Below are 17,398 nucleotides of genomic sequence, written 5' to 3' on the forward strand. Positions count from 1 at the left end.
CTCATCGCGCCACCGCCTGCGCCACGATCTCGGTGAACCGGATCGTGTCCACCCCGGCGAAGTAGGAGCTCGTGCCCTGTGTCTTGCCGATCACCAGCAGTGTGACCTGGTGCGGCCCCTTGGCCAGCCGGACCGTGCCGACGTCCAGGAAATCCGTCTTCCGCACCGTCGGTGTGAAGCCGAGGAACGTGCCGCCGACCTGGTTGCCGTCGATGGTGAAGACGGTGTTGGCGTAGTCGAAGGCAGTGGTTCGTACCGCGGCGAAACGCCAGGTGCCGTCAGCCGGGATCTGCACCGTCACGGTGACCTGATCGCCGATCGCCAGCCCTGTGAAGAAGAGCTGCTTGTCCCCGGACCAGGTCACCCCGCAGCAGTTGGGCTGCGCGCCCACGGCCGCCTTGCTCTTCTGTGGCGACGTGACCACCGCGGCGTCCACCAGGCTCTCCGCCTCGACGGTGACCACCCTCGGCTCGCCGGGGGCCGGCTCGCCGTCGCGGGTCAGCAACACCACACCCACGGCGACCACCACCAGGACCAACGCCGCCGCGGCGGCGATCCACAACCATGGGGTACGCCGTGGCGGCGCGACCGCCCGCACCTCGTACGTGACCCGGCCGCTGGAGCGGGAACTCTCCTCCGGCGCGGTGTTCGCCGAGTACGCGAACCCGGTCATGTCGTAGCGCCGGGGCGGGGTGCCGGCCGGCACGGCGAGCTTGACCAGGAACGACACCGAGCCCTGGCCGGGTACGACCCGCTGGGGCTCGGCGACGGTGAACCACGCCCGCTGGGAGCCGTCGCCGGGCGCCACGTCGAACACCACCGTGTCCGGCGCGTTGCCCGGGTTGGAGACGGTGAAGGTCAGCTCGCCGCTGTTGCGCGGGTCGACTGTGAACTGCTCGGCGGCGGCGACGACCGCCCACTCGGTGGTCATGACGACTCCTCTTCCAGGACGATCTCGACGGTGGCCGAGGCGGGTTTCTCCGCCTCGACGATGCGGGTGATCACGGCGAGCTGGCCGGCGGCGGCGACCGGCACCCGCACCACGACGTGAAAGGGCCGCTCGGGCGGTTCGTCGATGGCGAACCCCGACGTTCCGGTGGCCAGCTCCAGGGCCCGGCGTATTCCGTACGGGGTGCCGCGCCAGCGGGCCAGCAGGGCGGCGTTGGCCACCAGGTCGCGCAGCCGACCCACCGGCAGCGGCAGCGGGGCGTCCGGCCGGGGCGAGGCGACCACGTGGTCCATCGCCACCCAGCGGGTCAACCGCACGACCAGCCCGTCCGGCGCCCGGTACGGGTCGAACAGCGCGTCCACCTCGGCGAGGACCGCCTCGTCCGGGGCGTGTAGCCCCTCCATCACGTCCAGCAGCGCCCAGAGCACGCTGCCCGGCACGCAGGCCCGCTGGTAGGCGGCGGGCAGCAGCCGTTCAATCGCCGAGCGTCGCATCCTGGCGCACCACCTCGATGTCGTGCTCGCCGGAGCAGAGCAGCCAGGTATCCGGGACGGTCACCACGTCGGCGGTGGCCTGGTTGGCGCTGGGCGTCCAGGTGACGGCGTCGGCGCTGCGGTGTACGCCGCGCTCGCCGCTGGCCAGGATCAGCCGCTCCGCCGCGCCGCTGCCACCGGCCGCCGTGCCGCCGGTTGCCGCGCCGCTGGTCGCCGCGCTGCCGGCTGTCGGGCCGCTCACCGCGATGGCGTCGACAGGCACGAAACGGGTCCGGTCCCGCAACGGCAACCCGCAGTTGACCGACACCGCCTGCCACTGCGGCTGGGCGGCCAGGGTGTCCAACCGCAGCACCCCGCCGCTCTGCGTGGCGGCCACCGCCTGCTGGCCGGCGAACGCGAGGTCCCGGCAGGTGCCACCGACCCACCCGGCCTGTATCGACTGCCACTTCACGTCGGACTCGAACAGCCGGGTACGGTGGCAGCCCTGGCCGGGCTTCTTCGGGTCCGGCTCGCCGGCGCCGCTCCACAGCAGGGTGGCCGGGCCGTCGTACTGCACGGCGAGGACCCGGTTGTCCACGTTGGCCAGCCCGACGTGGGTGAAGCTGCCGGGCCGGCCGCCGGCGGTCGACAGGTACACCCCGAAGCTGGCCTGCGCGGCCACCGCGACGCCCGGCGCGCCCCGCTCGGAGACGAACGTGCGGACCGCGTAGAAACCCCTGTCGGCGTCGGACGGGTCGACCAGGATCTGCAACGGCACCGCCCCGGGCAGCAGCGACACCTCGTACAGGCCGGTGTCGGTGGCCACCAGCAGCGCGCCCGCGCCGTCGCGGTCCAACCAGGCCACGTCGGAGATCCGCGCGTCCAGGTCGGTGAGCAGCGACCACGTCTCGCCCAGGTCGGTGCTCAGGTGCACCCGGGAGCCACCCGACTCGCGAAGCGTCACCACCGCCACCGAGCCGGCTCGCGCGACGATGCCCGGCCGCACCGGCGCGGGCGCGGGCGCCACCCGCAGCACCGTCTCGCCGTCGAAGCGACCTGCCGGTTCCCAACCGGCGCCGCCGTTGCTGGAGCGGAACAGCACCGGGCCGCGTCCGGCGTACCAGGTGCGCGGCTGGTACTGGTCCACGGCGAGGGCACGGACGTTCGCGTCGGGCGCCTCGTCGACGACGAACCGCACCGACTCGACGTAGCGCACCCCCGGCTCGGCGTGCTCCAGCAGCCGGTACACGTTTGACGCCCGCAGTGGCTCGCCGAACGGCCAGCCGGTCGGGTTGAGCGCGGTGGGCAGCGGGCTCAACGTCTGGTGCAGCCGGTCGTGGATGCGGCGACGGACCGCGTCCACGTCCTCCTCGCGGCGGACCACCACGCGGGCTCGCACCGACACCGCCTTGAACCGCGCCCAGCTGGCCCGGGAGCGGATGCCGAGCATCCGGCGTTCCTCCAGGTCCGCCTCGACCCGGTGGCGCGCCTCGGGCACCTCGTGCTCGCGCAGCACCGCCACCGGCAGCCGACCACCCGGACGGGCCGCCTCCGGCACGTACGGCACCAACACCACCTCGACCTCACCCGGCCGGGCGAAGCTGTACACCGCGGCGCGGGTGAACGCCCGCGCCCGCGCCACCGCGCCGGAACTGGTGGCGAGGACCTCGAAGTCGCGGGCGGTGACCGCCCGTTGCTGGGCGAAGAACTCGTACGGGCCGCGCAGCAGCACCGACTCCAGCGCCTCCATCTCCCGGCCGCCGGCCGCCGGGGCGGGGTTGTCGACGCGTACCCCGGGGAGTGGGTCGCGCAGGCTGGTGAGCGTGCCCGCCGCCACGTTGCCGGTGGGCCCGCCACCGGCGCGGTACCAGAGCCGGATCTGCCGCCCGGCCGGCGGCACCGCCGCGATGGTCACCGGCACCGGGTCGGCCGGGTCGGCCGCGACCTCGTGGTGCGGGGTCGCCCCGGCGGGGGGTCGCAGGTCGAGGGCCGGGGCGAAGGTGACGGTGCCCGAGCAACGGTCGACCAGGTACGTCTTGGCCTGCGGGCCGAGCCCGGCGAAGCTGTCCACCGGCTGCCAGATCTCGAACGTGCGACCGTCGTGCTCGCGGGCCGCCGCGCCCAGTTCGACAGTGCCGGCCGGCACCTCCACCCCGAGCAGCAGGTCCAGCGTCTCGGCGGTGTGCGTCAGCGGCGCGTGCCCCGCGCGCAGCACCTGACCCGGCTGGCCGGTGCCCACGCCGAGCAGCTCCGCCTCGACCGGTTCGCAGTGGTGCATCCGTACCGTCACCGACGTCTCGTCGGCGGGCAGCAGCGTCGGCTCGGTGGTGACGAACACGACCGGCCGGGGGTCCGCGCCCCGGGCCGCCGCGACCCGCAGCCCGGCCGGGATCCGGACCGCGGCGCGGTCGGTGCCGGTACGGGTGAACCGGACGTCCGCCCAGGCCGCCGTCGGTGCGTGCCGGGTGACCCCGAGCAGGTTCAGGAACGAGACGTACGCCTTCTCCGGCAACTGGTTCAATCGGTAGATCATCACCTCGGTGAGGTGCGCGAACGTCTCCACCAGCGCCATGCCGGGGTCGTGCGCGGACAGGTCGGTCCACGCCGGACAGGACTGCCGGATCCGTTCCCGGGCCTCGGTGACCAGGTCGAGGAAACCGCGATCGTCCAGGTGCGGCACGGGCAGCGTCATGAAGGGCCTCCCTGGGCGGGCTCGTCGGCCGGGAGCAGGTCCACGGAGAAGACCAGTTGACCGGGTGTCAGGCTGGCCCGCACCCGGTAGTCCAACCGGATCACCAACCGCCAGGCGTCGTCCGGGTCCGGCCCGGCGTCCACGTCGATCACCTCGACCCGGGGCTCCCACCGGGCGATGGCCTGCCGGACGTAGTGGATGGCCAGACCGGCCGTGGTGTCGTCGTTGGGCGCGAAGACCAACCGGTGCAGCCGGGAGCCGTACCCGGGTCGCATCAACCGCTCGCCCGGCGTGGTCGACAGGAGCAGGAACAGCGCCTGCCGTACGCTCTCGTCGCCCTCGGTCATCGCCAGGCCGCCGGCCGCGGTGAGCGCCAAGCCGCCGGAACGGCCGGCGTCGAAGCCGGCGCCGACGAAGCGGAAGGCCCTCATCGGTCCGCCCCCAGGAACCCCTGAGCGGGGTCGCGCACCGTGTGGTGGACCAGCCCTGGCGGTGTGCCGTCGGTGAACCCCTCCAGGTGCGACAGCACCACCCGGTGCCCGTCAACGCGCACCCAGTCGCTGTAACCGACCCGGACGGTCAGTGTCTTCGTGCACGGCTTGATGGTCGGGCCGTAGTTCGGGCAGGCCTTGATGTCGCGGCCCTCCGGGTCGTCGTCGACGAGCACGGGCACGCCGGTGACGGTCACCCACTGCCGCGAGGGTCGGTTCTCGACCCGGCCGTCGTGATCGCAGGTGATCACGGAGTCACTGTGGATCCAGCGCATCAGCCGCCTCCTTGGTGGTGGGCGCGGGCGAGCGAACGGGCCTGCTCCGCCGCGGTGGTCGGGTCCTCGGTCGAGTCGGCGTGCAGGAAGTCCACGCTGCGGGCGCGCACCACCATGGCCCGGCCGGGTGCGGAGATCACCAGGTCGGACGCCGCGTGCAGGGTGGCCAGGTCGGGGGTCAACTCCAGGAAGCTGCCGCCGTCGATGGCCAGTCGCAGGCTGCGCCGCACGTCGTCGACGACGATCGACTGCCCGCCGGCGGTGCGCATCGTCCAGCGGCGGGCCTTCCCGTCGTCGATGCCCGCGTCGTACGGCTCGACGGCGCCGAACAGCGAACCGAGCACGATGCCCGAGGCCGGTTCGCCGCCGGGCAGCACCACAAGCACGGTGTCGTCCGGATCGGGGAGCGCCACCAGTCCCTTGCCCGGCCCGGCGCCGGGGCAGAGCACGGCGAGCCAGCCGGCGTCCAGGTCCCCGTACGCCGGCAGGGTCAACCGGACCCGGCCCAGCCCGTCCGGGTCGGCGACGTCGGTGACGGTGCCGAGGGTGACCACGGCCCCGCCGCCCGGGGTCGCCGGGGTGGCCGGCGGCACCGTGGAGAAGCGGGTCAGGTGCCCGTTGCCGTCCACGGTGTGCACCACCTCGGTCAGCACGTACGTTCCGGCGACCGGGTCGGGCACACCGCCGACGTCGACGCGGCGGCCCGGCCGCAGCGCCGGATCGCCCTCGGCCACCCCCTCCGCCGTGACCAGCGTCGCCGCGCGGGTGTCCAGGCGGGCCTGGGCCAGCGCCGCCAACTCGTCGTCGCTGCGGCCGGGCTGGTCCACTGCGGTGCGCACACCGCCGGCGCCCACGTCGGCCGGGTCCGGGCGGTCGTCGGCGGACCGCCCGCAGCGCGCCTCGTCGACCTGCTGGCTGATCACCTCGGCCCGCTGCGGGTGCCAGCCCAGCGCCGCGCTGGCACCACTGGCCTGGTCGGCGTTTGTGGACAGCCGCAGGGTGTGCACACCCGCGCCGAGCGTCAACGCGACAGGCTCCCCGTAGCCGGCGAGCGTGATCAGCCGGACGCCGTCGCCGTCGGCGGCCAGGTGCAGCCCGGCCCGGCCGGCCACCTCACGCAGCAACTCCAGGTCGCTGTGCCGGTGTTGGAGCAGCCGCTCCAACCGAGGCCCCTCGACCTCGGCGGTCACCGCCAGCCCCACCGCGCCGCACAGCTCCCGGGCCAGCTCGACTGCGGTCACCGAGGTGAAGACCCGCAACCCCTGCCGCTTGCGCAGCCGGTGCAGCGGGTCGTACGCCCGCAACCGTAGGACCGCAGCGCCGTCGGCGGCGTACTCCACCTCCACACAGGTGACCTCACCGGTGAACAGGGCCTGGTCGTGGTCGGTGAGCCGTACGTCGAGCGCCGTGCCGGGGCGTACCGCCGGGTCGAACGCGCCGGTCCCGGCGGTGGTGGCGAGCACCAGCTCGGCCTGGGTGGGCTGGTCGAGGCGGGCCGCCACCCGCAGCGAGCGCACCCGCTGACGAGCCGCGCCGGCCAACTCGACGCCGTCGAGCAGGACGATCAACGCCCGGGGCGCGATGCTGGTCACGGCGTACCCCCGGGGTTGCCGGACCCGCTCGGACCCGCGCCGGTCGTACCGGTGGCCGCGTTCCACGGCGTGCCGGCGATCGAGCCGCCCACGTACGACGCTCCCGCGCCCACCGCACCGGCCACCGCCCGAGCCAGCCCGGTCACCGCACCGCCGACCGTCGACCCGCCGCCGCCGACGGCGGTGGGTGGGACGGCCAGTGTGGTTCCGGCCGGCACGGCGAGCGGATCGGTGATCCGGTTGTGTTCGGCCAGCAGCCGCCAGCGCAGCGGCGAGCCCAACGCGTCGTTGGCCAGCAGGTCGAAACGCACACCGGAGCGACCCGGTTCGGCCGCGCCGTCACCGGCGGCGATCACCGCGCTGCCCGGGGCCGCGGTCGGGGTGCTCGCGGCGGCCAACTCCTCGGCGAAGCCCGCCTCGGCCTGGTCGGCCGTCTCGGCGGCACGGACCAGCTTGAGCCGCAGCCAGGACCGACGCGGCGACCCGGTGCCGGTGAACGCGTCGAACCGTTCCGCCACCGCGATGATCACACCTGGCACGTTCCAGGTCTTGCCCCAGACCAACCGGACCAGCGGCGGTCGCAGCCAACCATGTTCGGCGGCGGAGTTCTCTGCCAGCATCCACAGCGGACGGGTGAGCACCCGCACGTCGGCCGGACGGAGTTGCGCCTCCACGAAGTCGACGTCGAAGAGCAGGTCCAGCACCAGCTCGGTACGGCCACCGCCGGTGAAGACCAACGGGTCGTCGGCCAGGCCGGACCCGGTGAGCTGCCCGCCGCCGGCACCCCGTCGGCGTACGCCGGCGAGCCGGGTCACCTGCACGGTCTCCGGGTTGAGCAGGCAGTCCACCCGAACGCCTGAGGAGTCGATGAGGAAGGCGACACGTTCCATCAGTCGCCCACCTGTTCCCGATCGAGTCGGGTCAGCTCGGCGGTGTCCAGCGCCGCCCCGGCGACCGACCACAGTGCGCTGTCGTCGGGCAGGGCCGGCCACGGGTCGACGGCCGTCGCGTCGGCCTGGAACACGGTGTTCTCCGGCCCTTGTCCGCCGCCCGGAACGTGGTGCGCCGGGCGGTTCCACGCAACCCCCGCGACCCTCGCGACCTGACCGTTCCGGTGTTCAGGGTGTTGTCCAACTCGCCCGCCACCCTGCCGCCCCGACCGTGCCCGATCGTCCGGAAGCGCCGGCCACCGGCCGTCGGCCACCACTCCGCCCTCGGTCGACCCCCAGCCCGTGTCTGCCTCGCCGACAGGCGACCACCCGTCCCGAGCCGCCGCTCGATCCGGCCCCGCCCCGCCGAGATCGGCGGAGCCAGTTGTGAACCTTGGAAGGTGAGCGCCCCTGGGTGGGCCGGAATCTTCCAAGATCTCGGCAGGGGCGGTGTGGGTCGGAGGGCTCGCTGGTGAGGTTCGCTCGTCGATTCGGGGTAGCTCTCTCGGGTCGGCGGCCGTGGCGTCGTCCCGCGCCGGTCCGGTCGCCGTGACCCGTCGGGATGGCGGGCGCAGACGCCAACCGTTCGACAGCAGGCCCGACGGACGTCGGTCCGCATCCGCAGTGAGGGGCGCCTCGGCGGTCATCGCGACGTCTGAGGTGTCACTGCTACCCCGTGGCCCGACACCGCTGACCCCTGGGCTGCCGGACGAGTCGGCCGCGCTCGACGCGTGCTCCGACCTCCCGGTTCGACCCGTCGAGTGCGAACCGTGCGGCCTTCCGTCCTCGCTCACCGCCTCCGGCCCTTGGACGCCGTACCCCTCGACCACCGTTGGGTCGTCACCCGGCGTGCCATGCCCGTCGGAGTGCGCGGCCAGGTCAGGCCCGCTCATGCTCGTCGCGCGGCCGGGCCCACTACCCCTGTCTGGGGCACGACGACCCACTGTGCCGGGGGCACGACGACCCACTGTGCCGGGGGCACGACGACCCACCGAGTCGGCCGGGAGTCCGGCGCCCTCCCCGACGGGCCGAGCTGCTCGGGTCACCGCGGTCCACCGGCCGGGCCCGTCCCGATCGGCCCGATCGCCGAAGTCGGGCCGACCGGCGGGGTCCTCGCGCCACTCCGCAGGCTCGGCGGCGGACGGGTCGAGGTCCAGCTCGTGCAGCAGACCGGGCGCGTGGGCGGCGACCAGGTCCAGCCAGTGTTGCGGAGGCTCCCCGAAACGGCGCGGTGTCGGCACCTGAGCCTCCGACGGCGGCGGGAGGTGTCCGGCGGGCTCGACCCGCCCGGCGAGGCGCTGCACCGCCCCGGCCGCCGCGCGCAGCCGGCCGGCCAGCCAGCTACGCGGGCGTCGGCGCGGTGGCACCGCCGGACTCCAGCTCCAGGCCCTCGTAGCGCAGAGTCAGCGAGGCGATGGCGATCTCGTGGCTGAGGGTGTTGAGGTGCATCCCGCGCCACCGGGTGGGCCAGCAGTCGATCAGGTTCCAGCGCAGCACCTCGGCCGTCCCCACCGAGTCGAGCAGCACCACGGACACGTTGCGGCGGTTGAGGGTGCCCTGGGCGGTGGCGTTCACCCAGTCCCACAGCTCGCGGGAGGCGGTGAGGCCGAAGTGCAGCGTCACCGGCTCGTACTCGGCCTGACCGGGCACCATCCGCATCCGACCCAGGCCGTGCTCCCGGTACGGCTGCCCGGGGATGTTCACCTCCAACCCGGTCATCTCGGTGAAGTGGCCGTTGGTGACGCCGTTGATGAGCAGCCGGAAGTTGTACGCCCGGTACGGGTCGACCGGGGCGCCGGGTTGCGGGGTGGCGGTGGTGGGCATGTCAGCCTCCGATCGTCTCGGTCTCGGTGCCGCCGGCCCACTGGCTCAGCTTGAACACCACGAATTCGGCGGGCTTGACGACCGCGATGCCGATGTGGGCGATCACCATGCCCGCGTCGCGCACGTCCGGCGGGTTGGTCTCCTCGTCGCACTTGACGAAGAACGCCTCCTCGGGACTGCGCCCCAACAGCGCGCCGTCGCGCCACACCCGGGTGAGGAACGCCCCGATGTCACGCCGGATCGAGCGCCAGAGGGTGAAGTCGTTGGGCTCGAACACCATCCACCGGGTGCCGTTGGCGATGGCCTGCTCGATGGCGATGCTGAGACGTCGAACGTTGAGGTAGCGCCACTCGCTGGCCTCGGCGGCGAGCGTACGGGCGCCCCAGACGCGGATGCCCTCGCCGGCGAAGTAGCGGATCACGTTGACGCCCTTGGGGTTGAGCACGTCGTGTTCCGGTCGGGTGACCAGGTAGCCCAGGTCGACGGCGCCGCGCACCGGTTCGTTGGCCGGGGCCTTGTGCACCCCGCGCAGGGCGTCGGTGCGGGCCCAGATGCCGGCCAGGTGCCCGCTCGGCGGGGTGAGTTCCAACTCGCCGCTGATCGGGTCGCGGACCCGTAGCCAGGGGTAGTAGAACGCCCCGAACTCGGACTGTCGCGGCCGGTAGGCGGCCCCCTCGTGGCCGCCGGAGCCGCCCGGCTGGGCCGAACCGCCGCCGGGACCGCCGGCCGGGCCGCCGCCCGTACCCTCGGCGGGCTTGGGGGGTTTGCCGGAGGACGGCGTGGCGACCCGGGTCAACGCGGAGATGTCGTCGATGTCCGGTGCCGGGTCGCAGATCGCGACCATGGTGCGGGTGCGCTCGGCCATGCTGAGCAGCGCCTCGTGCGACACCACGTCGTGGAAGCCGGGCGCGGCGATGATGGAGATCTCGTCGACGGCCTCCAGCAGTTGCAGACCGCCACGGCGTTGCCCGCTGCCGGTGATCGCGCCGCCCTCGCCGACGTTGACCACCCAGCAGCGGGCGCCTCCGTTGTCCAGGAAGCCGAAGACCGCCCGGGCCAGCGGGGTGCTCTCCACCCGCTCCCCACCGGCGAAGAGTCGCAGGAACTCCGTCCAGTTGTTGACCGGCACCGCCTTGCCCAGGTGGGCGGAGCGGTCCGGGGCGACGCCGACGAAGGCGGCGATGCTGGTGCTCGCCGGTCCGATCGGTCGGGCGCCGCTGGGGACCTCCTCGACATAGATGCCGGGGGAGAAGTAACTGGGCATCGGTCCTCCTGTGCGGTGGGTGTCAGTGGGTCGGTGGCGCGCAGACGATGACGATGTCGTCCTCGGCGGGGTCGACATCGGCGGTGAGGACGAGCCCACGGCCGGTCAGCCGCAGCCGGACCGGGCTCGGGTGCTCGGGGTCGTGCGGGACGCCGACGATCAGGAACCGGCCCTCGGGGTCGGTGCGGGTGGCGGACCCGGTGCCGGGAAGCTCGACCCGCATCGCGGCCAGGGGCTGGTCCTGGGGGCCGACCACCCGCCCACTGAGGCTGCGCACGTCGAGTTGCCGCAACCGCAGCGGCTGCAGCACCGGCGGCGCGGCCGGAGTCGGGTGGTCCACCTGCGCCGCCACGTCGATCAGCAGCGCCGGTCGGGGCGCCGCGCCGAACGACGTCCACAGTGGCGCGTCGCCGGCCTCCAGCACGACCGGGTACCTGCCGTCGCTGGTCGCGGCGGTGAGCACCCGGTCCAGCCGCGGCAACCCGGCCGGCCCGGTCACGCAGAGCAGGTGGCGGACCGTGAACCGGTACGGTTCGCGGACCGCGCCGCTGGAGCGGGTCTGCCGGGCCGAGCGCAGCTCCATCGGCCAGAGGGTGAGCCCGTCGGCGTCGTCGCACGCACGGGGCGGGCCGACCGGGACGGGTTCCCCCGCCGCGCCGGTCACCCAGGCGACCAGTTCGGCGGTGGCGGTCTCGATCGGTCCGCGCCCGTGGGTGCTCATCGCGGCGGCGTCCCCTGGATCCGGTACGCGATGGCCTCGTTCCACACGTGCGGATAGACGCCAATCTCGAAGTACCTGGTGAAACGGTTGATCGGCGCGTTGGTGTGGTCGTGGTAGAGCAGCCACACCGGCGCGATGGTGAACAGGACGTAGTTGGCCAGCACCAACGGGATGTAGAGCGGCCCGAGCAGGCGACCCTGGAAGATGTGCACGTCCTCGTGCCGCTGGATGCCCGAGCTGGAGCCGGCGCAGACGGTGCCGATGGTGGTGGCGTACCGGGGCGAGACACCCTCGACCACGCTGACCCGACCGCTGCCCAGCGACGTGGGCCGGTCCAGTGCGTGCCCGAAGATCAGGTGCACGGTCAGGTAGATGGCGCCGACGACCGTGTTGAGCAGACTCCAGGTGTGGTCGACGACGAAGAGGAAGATGCCGCGGGCGTCCGAGGCGTACACCCCGGCGGAGGCCACCGACCAGCCGAAGACCGCGCTGACCACCAGGCCCACGACGGCGCCGATCAGCAGCCCGATCGGGCCACCGGCGAGGAAACCGAGCAGGGCGCCGAAGCCGACCTGGATGGCCGCGCTGAGAATTCCGAAGACCATGACGACATCCCCTCAGACCCAGGAGCGGAAGACTCGGGGCTCACGACCGCCAGCGACCTGGGTCGGCGTCGCCTGTCGGTTGCCGGGCGGGAACTGGTTGACGCCGAGCGCGGCGGAGAAGATGACAAGCGCGTTGAAGAACGCGATGACCCACTTCTCGCCGCCGACGTCGTCGGCGAACGCCGCTGTCACGTAGGACAGCAGCAGCGCGATGGCGATGGCGATCCACTTGCGGAGCTTGTCGCCGCTCGGGCCGATCAGCCCCCCGATGACGTTGGTGGCCAGCAGGGTCGCGGCGCTCGCGCCGGCGATGCTCCCCAGGGCTGCCCAGGTGAAGAGATCGTTCATGACGATCCCCCTTTTCTGCGATGGTGCGACCGGGATGTGGTGGTGGTGAGGTCCGGTGCTCCTCGGGGAGCACCGGGGCCGGTCGCCGTCGTGTCGCGGGCGGCCGGGGCCGGGCGTGGCCGGCTTGAGCCGGCCACCAGATGGATCAGCCGGGCCCCGGGGTGCCGGCGGGCGGGCCCGGCGGCGGGGTCGGACCGGGCGCCGCCGGCGCCGCGGGGTGACGGCGGCGAACCAGGAGTACGCCCACCGCGGCGAGCAGCAGCAGAAGGAGGACACCGCCGACGACCGGCAACCAGGGGAACCCGCCATCGTCCTCCTCGCCGGCGGCAACCGGCGAGGTGGACGGTCGAGGTGGCGCCTCGGCCACGGCCCGTAGCTCGGCTGGCTTCTCCTGGTTGGGATCGACCTTCCAACTGACCGAACGGCCGTTGACGGTGCCATTGCTGTCGATCACCCGGCCGGGAAATGTCACCGAGATCTCGAACGACATGAGCTTGAGGAACGCCTGTTGATTTTGCGGATTTTGCTCCGCAACCTTTCCGCCATATTTCTTTGGATCGATCGGCAACGTGAAGCGGTACAGGTCGCCGTCCCGGACCAGTTTCACGCTCTCGGTGTCGAAACCGGCCAGCGGCGCCTTGCGGTAACTGATCTGGGAGCCGTAGAAAGTGTCGTCCTGGTAAAGGGTCTCCTCGCCCGCCGGTAGGGCGGGGATGTTCTGCCGCAGCTCCGCGAAGGCGACCGGGAGGTTCTTGTTACGCCCGCTCAGCACCGACTTCTGGGCCGTCAGCAGGAGCTGCCCGTCGACCGTGTCGTCGGCGTTGATGGTCAACCCCATGTTGAGTTGCATGCAGCCGCTCAGCGCGGCGAGAAGAAGGAGGCACACCGCGACGCGGAGTGCCCTACCGCGGTTGACTCTCCTGTTCATGCGCTCAGTGTGTGTGATCGATTTCACTATCGGCAGTCAGCGATCGGTCACAACGAAGTCGCCGATTGTACCGGCGCACTGTCGCCTTTGATTAGCTCCGACGGCGCCCCGAATGACTATTCTGGAGCTTTGGGGCCACGACGGTTCCTCGTCGGCCGTAGTCTGGCCGGATGAGAATTGTCGCGTGCGTCCTACTGGTAGATCCCGACGGGCGGTTGCTGTTGCAACTGCGCGACGGCGACGCGACGCACCACCCGAACGTGTGGGGGTTGCCCGGCGGCCACGGCGAGCCGGGGGAGACACCGGAGCAGACCGCCGAGCGGGAGCTGTGGGAGGAGACCGGCCTACGGGCCGACGGGCCGCTGCACCCGGTCGCCGTGCAACGGCTGCCCGAGCTGGACCGGGTGAAGCACTACTTCCTCGGCAGCACCCGAGCCCGGCAGGAGGACGTGGTGCTCGGCGAGGGCGCGGCGATGCTCTTCGTTCCCGGTGCCGAGGTGCTCGACGGTCGTCCGTGGACGCCGGGCACCGTGGAGGTGTTGACCGAGTTCCTCGCCTCGGCGGAGTACACCGCCCTGGCCGCCGGCCGGGCCGCCGCCGGGCCGGCTCAGCCCGCCGGTGGTCGCCAGTCCGCGTAGCGGGCCATGCTGCGCAGCGCCACCCTGCCCGGGGTGACCCGCAACGCGATGTTCCGCAGCGCGAAGGCAATGGTTGGGTGTCATCGGATGGGCGGCGTCGCCGAGCAGCGCCACCCGGCCCCGCACGTACGAGGGCAGCGGCTCGGCCAGGTAGTGGATGTCGTTGCGCAGCACGACGTCGGGTGGGGTTGCCGCGAGAAGCGCCGGGATGGGGTCGTGCCATTCGCCGAAGCGCTCCCGCACGGCCGCCAGCTCGTCGGGGGCGTGGCCACCGGGCGGGGCGTTCAGCGCGCCGTACCAGTAGAGCTGGCCGTCGCCGATCGGCACCATGCCGAACTCGGCACCCGGCCCCCAGGTGATGGCGGCCGGGATCGGATCGGGAAACGCGATGGCCGCCCGCCACGTCGTCGATCCGGCGTACACCGGGCCGGGGTGGTGCGGCCAGAGCTGGGCGCGGACCCGGCTGCGCAGGCCGTCGGCGCCGACCACCAGATCGGCGGTGAGGGTGTGCGTGCCGTCGGCCCCCCGATAGCTCACCTCCGCGCGGTACGGGCCGGACTCGACGTGCTCCACAGGGGCGTTTGTGTGCAGGGACGAGGCGGGCAGGGCCTCGCGCAGGGTGCGGTGCAGCGTGGCCCGGTGCACGCCGAGCGCCCCTGACCCACCGGGCGGTCGACGGCCGCGCCGGAATGCCGCCGGGCACCACCTCCGCCTACCTGCGGACCCGTCAGGCGCTGATCGAGGCCGTGGTGGGACGACTCGCCGAACGGGACCGGGCCGACCTGGCCGCGTACGACCTGCCGACCGGACCGCCACCCCCGACCCCCGCACCCCTCCTCGACGGTGACGACCTCGACGCGCTCGCCGCCGGTGTCGCCGAGGTGCTCGACAGTTGGCTGAGCACCGGACGCAGCCGGAGCCTCGCCCGCTACGCCTGCCTCCTGGAGGCGGTGCACCGGCCCGAGCTGCGCGGCATCCTGCAACACGGCACCGGCCTGCGGGTGCAGGCCCGGGACCTGCTGACCCGGGCCGGGGCGAGCGACCCCGATCGGCAGGGCGACCAGTTCGTCGCGTTCGTGGACGGGCTGCTCTTCGACCGACTGGCCGGTGCGGGCGCGCTCAGCGCCCCGCAGCCCGGCACCGCGGCCAGCCGCGCCGACCTGGGCGCCGCCGTCCGTACGCTGCTGCGTGCCCTCACCAAAAGTTGACCCGGCCGGCGCGGGTCGCCGGTCCTGGCGCTGCGCGCTCCCGGCCGCGCGGGCCGCTCGGTGCGCTGGCGTCCGGGCGAGGCGAAGCAACCCGGTGATCAGGTCCAACGCGTGATGGGAGACGATCGCCTCGGCATGCCGTGGGCCGCCGGCTGGTGCCGTGGTCGGGCCCTTTGGAGCTGATCGTCTACGCCATCGAGCCTGATTCGATTACGACATCAGCTTCAGAGGGGGAGTGGACGGCATGCCGCGGTGAGCTGGTGGTGTGCTGCCGCGCCTTGGCGATGAGCCGGTGGTGTGGTTGGACTCGGCGCGACAGGTTGGCTGGTGCCGGTAGGGGGAGGGCAGGAGATGGTGCGGTTCAGCGGCCTGCGGACGGCCGGCGGGCGGTTGCGGCACGGCTGGCGGCCGGTGCTGGAGGCAACCGCCGCGGCGACCGTGGCCTGGCTGCTGGCCACCCGGTTGCTCGGACACCCGCAGCCCTTCTTCGCGCCAGCCGCCGCGCTGATCGTTCTCGGTCAGGCCCGGGGGCAGCGCATCCGCCGGGCCGTCGAGGTCGTCCTCGGGGTCGCCGCCGGGGTGCTCGTCGCGGACCTGGTGGTGCAGGCGCTCGGCCCGGGCAGCACCTGGACGGTCTTCACCGTCATCCTGCTCACCGTCCTCCTCGCGGTGGCCTTCGGCGCCACCGGCGTGACGTTGGTGCAGGCGGCGGTCTCCGCGCTCTACCTGGTGGTGGTCGCACCGCCGGACGGGTCGTTGGTGCCGTTCCGCTTCGTCGACGCGCTGGTCGGCGGGGCGGTCGCTCTCGCGGCCAGCCTGCTGGTCGACGCCCGGCATCCGCTGGCGCCGCTGGTCGCCGAGGTGCGGAGGACCTTCGACGAGTTGGCCGGGCTCCTCGGCGAGATCGCCGACGCGCTGGACGACCGCGACGAGCCGGCGGCGGTCGCCGCGCTCAGGCAGGCGCGGGGGATGGACGCCCGGGTGGACGGGCTGCGCGACGGGGTGCTGGCCGCTGGTGAGGCGCTGCGGCTCAACGTCCGTCGGCGTCGGCACATCGGTCGGCTGCGTACGGTGGACGAGTCGATCCGGCAGATCGACTACGCGGTCCGCAACGTCCGGGTGCTGGCCCGCGCGGGCGTGACCCTCAGCCGGCTGCACACCCCGGCCCCGGCGGAGCTGGGCGCGGCCCTGCGGTCACTGGCCGAGGCGGTCCGTGCGGCAGGTGCCGCACTCGCCGCCGACCTGAACGGGCAGGAGGAGATCGCCGACCGGCACGCCGCCCGGGCCGACGAGTCGGCGTTGGCGGCCGTGCACGCCGCCGGGCAGCTCTTCGGCTCCACGCAGACCCTCCCCCTAGCGATGATCATCGGTCAGGTTCGGGCCACGGCCATCGACCTGCTGCGTGGCGTCAACCCGGAGGACGACGCCGCCGTCCTCGCCCGCGTCGACGACGCCCTCGGCCTCCCCCCAGTCTGACCCTCGCACCGGTCATTGCCGCCCCCGCCCGGGTCGATCAAGGACTTGTGGTGCCCCGCGTAAGCCACTTTCCGTCGTCAATTGCCCACCACAACTCCATGATCGACCGGGGCGGGGCGGGGCGGGGCGGGGCGGGGCGGGGCGGGGCGGGGCGGGGCGGGGCGGGATCGACCGGGGCGGGGCGGGGCGGGATCGACCGGGGCGGGGTGGGGTGGGGTGGGGTGGGGTGGGGTGGGGTGGGTTACGTGGTTAGCCAGGTGGTGGCGGAGTCACGGATCGGGGCGGGGATGTCGTGGCCGCCGGGGAACTCCTCGTAGGTCACGTCGTAACCGAGGTCACGCAGGCGGGGGACGAGCCGGCGGCTGCACACGTCGATGGGCAGTACCCGGTCGTCGACCCCGTGCGAGATGAAGACCCGTGGTCGGCCGTGGGTGACCGGCGGCGCGGCGAAACCGGGAGAGAAGGCCAGCACCGCGTCGAACAGATCCCCGTTCGCCAGGCCCAGTGACAGCGCGTACGAGGCGCCGTCGGAGAAGCCGCCGACCGTGACGTCGGACACCTGGTAGGTGTCGAAGACGGTCGCCAACAGCCCGTCGACGCGCCCCACGTCCGCACCGAAGCCGCCGGCGATCAGGTCCCAACTGGCAGCCGACGAGTCCGGGGCGACCAGCAGGAGGTGCTGCGCGTCCGCGACGGGCAACAGCAGGTCCAGTCCCTGTCGCGCCGAGCCGCCCGCACCGTGCAGGAGCAGCACCAACCGGTACGCCGAGCCGTCGGTCGCCGGCTCCGGGGCATACCTGAGGGCCAGCCGGTCCCCGGCGGGGCCGGTCATCGGCACGAGCCCGGTGCGGCCCGGCGCCACCGGCGGGTGGCGGCGGGCGGTCAACCGGCCGTCCCGAGGGCTCGGCGGCGAGTCCCAGTGCGACGGCGCGGAGTCGGACACGAGTGGGCGCTCCTCGCGGTGGACGGAAGGTCCGACGCGGTT

At 73.3% G+C, this 17,398-nt stretch carries 18 protein-coding genes and 1 pseudogene; 3 read left to right on the plus strand and 16 right to left on the minus strand.

The window, feature by feature from the left end; all coding sequences use genetic code 11:
- Position 1 precedes the first annotated feature (1 nt).
- From ACLQ3B_RS13930 to ACLQ3B_RS13995, 14 genes are all read right to left on the minus strand, one after another.
- Positions 2-931 carry a hypothetical protein gene (locus ACLQ3B_RS13930; protein ID WP_425780774.1) on the minus strand — a complete coding sequence of 310 codons (930 nt, stop codon included), beginning with the start codon at positions 929-931 and terminating at the stop codon, positions 2-4.
- The gene (locus tag ACLQ3B_RS13935) at positions 928-1,443 is read right to left on the minus strand and encodes a phage tail protein (protein WP_425780776.1); all 516 of its coding nucleotides are present in this window, start codon (positions 1,441-1,443) and stop codon (positions 928-930) included. Before ACLQ3B_RS13935 ends, ACLQ3B_RS13930 begins: the two co-directional genes overlap by 4 nt.
- A complete protein-coding gene (locus tag ACLQ3B_RS13940; RefSeq protein ID WP_425780777.1) occupies positions 1,424-4,114 on the minus strand; it encodes a putative baseplate assembly protein in 2,691 nt (896 codons plus the stop codon). Before ACLQ3B_RS13940 ends, ACLQ3B_RS13935 begins: the two co-directional genes overlap by 20 nt.
- Positions 4,111-4,545: a GPW/gp25 family protein gene (locus ACLQ3B_RS13945; RefSeq protein WP_425780779.1), complete on the minus strand. Its 435-nt coding sequence runs from the start codon at positions 4,543-4,545 to the stop codon at positions 4,111-4,113. Before ACLQ3B_RS13945 ends, ACLQ3B_RS13940 begins: the two co-directional genes overlap by 4 nt.
- On the minus strand, positions 4,542-4,880 hold the full coding sequence (locus ACLQ3B_RS13950) for a hypothetical protein (protein WP_425780781.1): 339 nt from the start codon (positions 4,878-4,880) through the stop codon (positions 4,542-4,544). The genes ACLQ3B_RS13945 and ACLQ3B_RS13950 overlap by 4 nt, the downstream gene beginning before the upstream one ends.
- Positions 4,880-6,472: a phage baseplate assembly protein V gene (locus ACLQ3B_RS13955; protein ID WP_425780782.1), complete on the minus strand. Its 1,593-nt coding sequence runs from the start codon at positions 6,470-6,472 to the stop codon at positions 4,880-4,882. Before ACLQ3B_RS13955 ends, ACLQ3B_RS13950 begins: the two co-directional genes overlap by 1 nt.
- Positions 6,469-7,362, minus strand: coding sequence for a hypothetical protein (locus ACLQ3B_RS13960; RefSeq protein ID WP_425780784.1), 894 nt, complete (start codon positions 7,360-7,362; stop codon positions 6,469-6,471). Before ACLQ3B_RS13960 ends, ACLQ3B_RS13955 begins: the two co-directional genes overlap by 4 nt.
- Entirely contained in the window at positions 7,362-7,496 is a 135-nt protein-coding gene (locus ACLQ3B_RS13965; RefSeq protein WP_425780786.1) for a hypothetical protein, read from the minus strand. Before ACLQ3B_RS13965 ends, ACLQ3B_RS13960 begins: the two co-directional genes overlap by 1 nt.
- Positions 7,497-8,742: 1,246 nt before the next feature.
- Positions 8,743-9,225 (minus strand): phage tail protein, encoded by a 483-nt coding sequence (locus tag ACLQ3B_RS13970; protein WP_425780788.1) that lies wholly within the window; start codon positions 9,223-9,225, stop codon positions 8,743-8,745.
- A 1-nt stretch (position 9,226) separates the two neighbouring features.
- Positions 9,227-10,489, minus strand: a complete 1,263-nt coding sequence (locus ACLQ3B_RS13975) for a phage tail sheath family protein (RefSeq protein WP_425780790.1) — start codon at positions 10,487-10,489, stop codon at positions 9,227-9,229.
- Between the two features lie 22 nt (positions 10,490-10,511).
- Entirely contained in the window at positions 10,512-11,210 is a 699-nt protein-coding gene (locus ACLQ3B_RS13980) for a carboxypeptidase-like regulatory domain-containing protein (protein WP_425780792.1), read from the minus strand.
- Positions 11,207-11,815, minus strand: coding sequence for a glycine zipper family protein (locus ACLQ3B_RS13985; RefSeq protein WP_425780794.1), 609 nt, complete (start codon positions 11,813-11,815; stop codon positions 11,207-11,209). Before ACLQ3B_RS13985 ends, ACLQ3B_RS13980 begins: the two co-directional genes overlap by 4 nt.
- A gap of 12 nt (positions 11,816-11,827) precedes the next feature.
- The gene (locus ACLQ3B_RS13990; protein ID WP_425780796.1) at positions 11,828-12,163 is read right to left on the minus strand and encodes a hypothetical protein; all 336 of its coding nucleotides are present in this window, start codon (positions 12,161-12,163) and stop codon (positions 11,828-11,830) included.
- 145 nt (positions 12,164-12,308) lie between these two features.
- Positions 12,309-13,091 (minus strand): LppM family (lipo)protein, encoded by a 783-nt coding sequence (locus ACLQ3B_RS13995; protein ID WP_425780798.1) that lies wholly within the window; start codon positions 13,089-13,091, stop codon positions 12,309-12,311.
- A 170-nt stretch (positions 13,092-13,261) separates the two neighbouring features.
- Between ACLQ3B_RS13995 and ACLQ3B_RS14000 the strand changes: the two genes are divergently transcribed.
- Positions 13,262-13,729, plus strand: coding sequence for an NUDIX domain-containing protein (locus ACLQ3B_RS14000; protein WP_425780800.1), 468 nt, complete (start codon positions 13,262-13,264; stop codon positions 13,727-13,729).
- An 81-nt stretch (positions 13,730-13,810) separates the two neighbouring features.
- On the opposite strand, the pseudogene ACLQ3B_RS14005 reads toward ACLQ3B_RS14000, so the two are convergent.
- Positions 13,811-14,374, minus strand: a pseudogene (locus tag ACLQ3B_RS14005) (FAD-dependent monooxygenase); the annotation flags it as partial.
- A 44-nt stretch (positions 14,375-14,418) separates the two neighbouring features.
- On the opposite strand from ACLQ3B_RS14005, the gene ACLQ3B_RS14010 reads away from it, so the two are divergent.
- Both ACLQ3B_RS14010 and ACLQ3B_RS14015 read left to right on the plus strand, forming a co-directional pair.
- Positions 14,419-14,937: a TetR/AcrR family transcriptional regulator gene (locus ACLQ3B_RS14010; RefSeq protein ID WP_425780802.1), complete on the plus strand. Its 519-nt coding sequence runs from the start codon at positions 14,419-14,421 to the stop codon at positions 14,935-14,937.
- Positions 14,938-15,288: 351 nt separating this feature from the next.
- Complete coding sequence (locus ACLQ3B_RS14015; protein ID WP_425780804.1) at positions 15,289-16,413, plus strand: FUSC family protein; 1,125 nt, start codon at positions 15,289-15,291, stop codon at positions 16,411-16,413.
- Positions 16,414-16,654: 241 nt separating this feature from the next.
- On the opposite strand, the gene ACLQ3B_RS14020 is transcribed toward ACLQ3B_RS14015, so the two are convergent.
- On the minus strand, positions 16,655-17,356 hold the full coding sequence (locus ACLQ3B_RS14020) for an alpha/beta hydrolase (protein WP_425780806.1): 702 nt from the start codon (positions 17,354-17,356) through the stop codon (positions 16,655-16,657).
- Positions 17,357-17,398 lie beyond the last annotated feature (42 nt).

Origin of the sequence: Micromonospora sp. DT53 (assembly GCF_049841535.1) — a bacterium.
In the GTDB taxonomy this organism is placed as follows: Bacteria; Actinomycetota; Actinomycetes; order Mycobacteriales; family Micromonosporaceae; genus Micromonospora.

Coding starts and splice junctions, on each gene's coding strand:
- ACLQ3B_RS13930 (WP_425780774.1), bottom strand. CDS start 931: ATGACCACCGAGTGGGCGGTCGTCGCCGCCGCCGAGCAGTTCACAGTC.
- ACLQ3B_RS13935 (WP_425780776.1), bottom strand. CDS start 1,443: ATGCGACGCTCGGCGATTGAACGGCTGCTGCCCGCCGCCTACCAGCGG.
- ACLQ3B_RS13940 (WP_425780777.1), bottom strand. CDS start 4,114: ATGACGCTGCCCGTGCCGCACCTGGACGATCGCGGTTTCCTCGACCTG.
- ACLQ3B_RS13945 (WP_425780779.1), bottom strand. CDS start 4,545: ATGAGGGCCTTCCGCTTCGTCGGCGCCGGCTTCGACGCCGGCCGTTCC.
- ACLQ3B_RS13950 (WP_425780781.1), bottom strand. CDS start 4,880: ATGCGCTGGATCCACAGTGACTCCGTGATCACCTGCGATCACGACGGC.
- ACLQ3B_RS13960 (WP_425780784.1), bottom strand. CDS start 7,362: ATGGAACGTGTCGCCTTCCTCATCGACTCCTCAGGCGTTCGGGTGGAC.
- ACLQ3B_RS13970 (WP_425780788.1), bottom strand. CDS start 9,225: ATGCCCACCACCGCCACCCCGCAACCCGGCGCCCCGGTCGACCCGTAC.
- ACLQ3B_RS13975 (WP_425780790.1), bottom strand. CDS start 10,489: ATGCCCAGTTACTTCTCCCCCGGCATCTATGTCGAGGAGGTCCCCAGC.
- ACLQ3B_RS13980 (WP_425780792.1), bottom strand. CDS start 11,210: ATGAGCACCCACGGGCGCGGACCGATCGAGACCGCCACCGCCGAACTG.
- ACLQ3B_RS13985 (WP_425780794.1), bottom strand. CDS start 11,815: ATGGTCTTCGGAATTCTCAGCGCGGCCATCCAGGTCGGCTTCGGCGCC.
- ACLQ3B_RS13990 (WP_425780796.1), bottom strand. CDS start 12,163: ATGAACGATCTCTTCACCTGGGCAGCCCTGGGGAGCATCGCCGGCGCG.
- ACLQ3B_RS13995 (WP_425780798.1), bottom strand. CDS start 13,091: ATGAACAGGAGAGTCAACCGCGGTAGGGCACTCCGCGTCGCGGTGTGC.
- ACLQ3B_RS14000 (WP_425780800.1), top strand. CDS start 13,262: ATGAGAATTGTCGCGTGCGTCCTACTGGTAGATCCCGACGGGCGGTTG.
- ACLQ3B_RS14010 (WP_425780802.1), top strand. CDS start 14,419: ATGCCGCCGGGCACCACCTCCGCCTACCTGCGGACCCGTCAGGCGCTG.
- ACLQ3B_RS14015 (WP_425780804.1), top strand. CDS start 15,289: ATGGTGCGGTTCAGCGGCCTGCGGACGGCCGGCGGGCGGTTGCGGCAC.